The organism is Natrinema soli (assembly GCF_028618695.1).
In genome coordinates this window covers 1-2,606 of record NZ_JAQIVI010000581.1, presented here as the reverse complement: position 1 = coordinate 2,606, position 2,606 = coordinate 1, and the positions used below count along the sequence as shown (strand labels likewise).

Annotated in this window: 2 protein-coding genes; both read right to left on the bottom strand. The window is 66.2% G+C overall.

Features of this window, described 5'->3' with window-relative positions; all coding sequences use genetic code 11:
* A partial coding sequence (locus PGX04_RS26985; RefSeq protein WP_273741309.1) for an NAD(P)-dependent oxidoreductase occupies positions 1–708 on the bottom strand: 708 nt, incomplete at its 3' end.
* A gap of 3 nt (positions 709–711) precedes the next feature.
* Complete coding sequence (locus PGX04_RS26980) at positions 712–2,286, bottom strand: class I adenylate-forming enzyme family protein (protein ID WP_273741308.1); 1,575 nt, start codon at positions 2,284–2,286, stop codon at positions 712–714.
* Positions 2,287–2,606: the final 320 nt, after the last annotated feature.

The window sequence follows — 2,606 nt, the reverse complement described above, 5'->3', positions numbered from 1 at the left end:
CTGGTTGACGACGCCGCCGCGAGCGATGTTGACGAGTACGGCGTCGTCCGAGAGCGCCGCCAGCGCGTCGGCGTCGATCAGCCCCCGCGTTTCGTCGGTCAGCGGACAGGCGAGGACGAGGTAATCGCTCCGGGTCAGGACCGACTCGAGCCCGTCAGTGCCGTAGATCTCGTCGACGCTGTCGGGCGCGTCGGTCGGATCTCGTTTGGTCCCGATCACCCGGGCGTCGAACGGCCGGCAGTAGTCGGCGACTTTCGAGCCGATCGCGCCGACGCCGACGATGCCGACCGTCCGATCGCCGAGTTCGCCGCCCGTGTACCGGTCCCACTCCCGACGGTGCTGTTGTGCGACCGCGCGGTCGAAGCGCCGCTCGAAGTGGAGCAGATAGCCCAGCACCTGCTGCCCGATCGGTTTCGCGTGGATCCCCGAGACGCTCGTCAGGGCGACGTCGCGGTTTGCCAACGCATCGTGATCGTAGCGGTCGGTCCCGGCGCTGAGCGCCTGAACCCACTCGAGGTCGGTGGCCGCCTCGAGTACCTCGTCCGGGACCCAGTGGGTGAGCAGTACCGACGCGTCGTCGACGGCCGCGAGCAGTTCGTCTTCGTCCTCGGCGTGTACGAGGTCGATGTCGGGACGCCGCTCGCGGATCTCCTCGGTGAGGATCGGCCCGCCGCCCGAGAGGACGTGGGGTGTGACGATGACTCGCACGGGTTACTGCTCCTCCGATTCCTCGCGGCCCTCGAGCTTGTACTTTTGAATCTTCCCAGAGGTCGTCCGCGGGAGTTCGTCGATGAACTCGACCTCGCGGGGGTGTTTGTAGGAGGCGACGTTATCGAGGAAGTACTCCTTGATCTCCGCTTCCGTGACGTCGACGCCGGGCTCGACGTTCGGAACGGTGACGACGTAGGCCTTCGGCACCTCGTTTCGGCGCTCGTCGGGGATCCCCACTACCGCGCCCTCGGCGACGGCCTCGTGTTCGGCTAGGAGTTCCTCGAGTTCGCTGGGGTAGATGTTGTAGCCGGCGGAGTTGATCATGTGCTTCTTCCGGTCGACGATCTCGTAGTAGTTGTCCGCGTCCCGGCGGGCGATGTCGCCGGTGCGGAAGAAGCCGTCCTCGGTGAACGCCCGCTCGGTCGCCTCGGGCATGTCGTGGTAGCCCTTCATCACCTGCGGGCCGCGGACGAGGAGCTCCCCCTCCTCGCCGATGCCGACGGTCTCCCCGCTGCCGTCGACGATGATCGCCTCGGTCATCCGCGTCGGCTGGCCGATCGTGCCGTGGCGCAGGCCGAACGTCGATCCGCTCTGGGAGTGGGTCGCGCCGTTCGTCTCCGTGAGCCCGTACCCCTCGCTCATCTCGACGCCCGCGGTCTCCTCGAACTCCTCCTGGACCGCGACGGACATCTTCGCGCCGCCCTCGCCGGCCGACTCGAGGCTGGTGAGGTCGTACTCGCCGAAGCGCTCGCTGTTGATCATGTCGACGTACATGGCGGTGACGCCGACGTAGTGGGTGATCCCCTCCTCCTCGATCAGCGCCATCGCGGTCTCTCCGTCCCAGTTGGCCGCGCTCCGGAGGTAGACGCTGCCGCCCCGCACGAGGGGTTGCCAGGCGGTGTGGGTGAAGCCGGTGATGTGGTACAGCGGGAGCCAGACGAGGCTGCGGACGTCCTCGTCGTCGAGCGCGCTCTCCTGGGAGAGCACCGAGAACGTCTGGGCGCGGAAGTTGCGGTGGGTGAGCTGGACTCCTTTCGGTTGCCCCGTCGTTCCCGACGTATACGGCAGCAGCGCCACGTCGTCGTCGGCGCGCTCGACGAACGTCGCCTCGCCGCGGACGTCGTCGAAGACGCGGAACTCGTCGGTATCGGTCCCGACCGAGATGACGACCGGGTCCCAGTCGATTTCGGCGAGCGCCTCCTCGAGGAAGGGCTCCAACGCCTCGTGGGTGAGCACGGCCGACGCGTCGGTATCCTCGAGCTGGTAGGTCAACTCCCGCTTGCGGTACTGTGGGTTAACCGGCGAGACGATCACGCCGGCCTTGAACGCGCCGAGCGCGCCGATCAGGTACGGCGGGCAGTTCGGCAGGTACTGCAGGAGGACGTCGCCGGGTTCGATCCCGAGGTCGGCCAGTCCGCCGGCGAAGCGCGAGCTCTCGGCCTTGAGTTCGTCGTGGGTGAGCGTCTGTCCGTGATACTCGATCGCCCGCGCGTCACCGTGGATCCGGGCGGTCTCGTCGTGGAGTCGCGCGACGTTCCCGGCTCTGGCGTCCTTGCCAACGCTTGCCAATTCCATGTGTGTTTATACCTTGCAGTGATATAAAATAGTATCCATGTCTGGCAAGTGATCGAGTCCCAATTCAGCAGTCCGTTGTCTCGTAACGACTCGCCGCTTACCAACGGTGTACGCATTCGGTACCGTCGCGGCGTCGTCACGTGCTGAGCCGCCACCCGATCACGCGACTCGAGAAACGCGCGCTGTGGTACCGTCTACCACAAACTATTTGCGTTCGCTCGGGATATCCGAATATCGATGATACGATCCGCCGGACGGAGGAACACCTGTGGTTGAACCGATCCTCGCGGGCGTCGCCGAGAGCGAGCTCGGCGAGACGC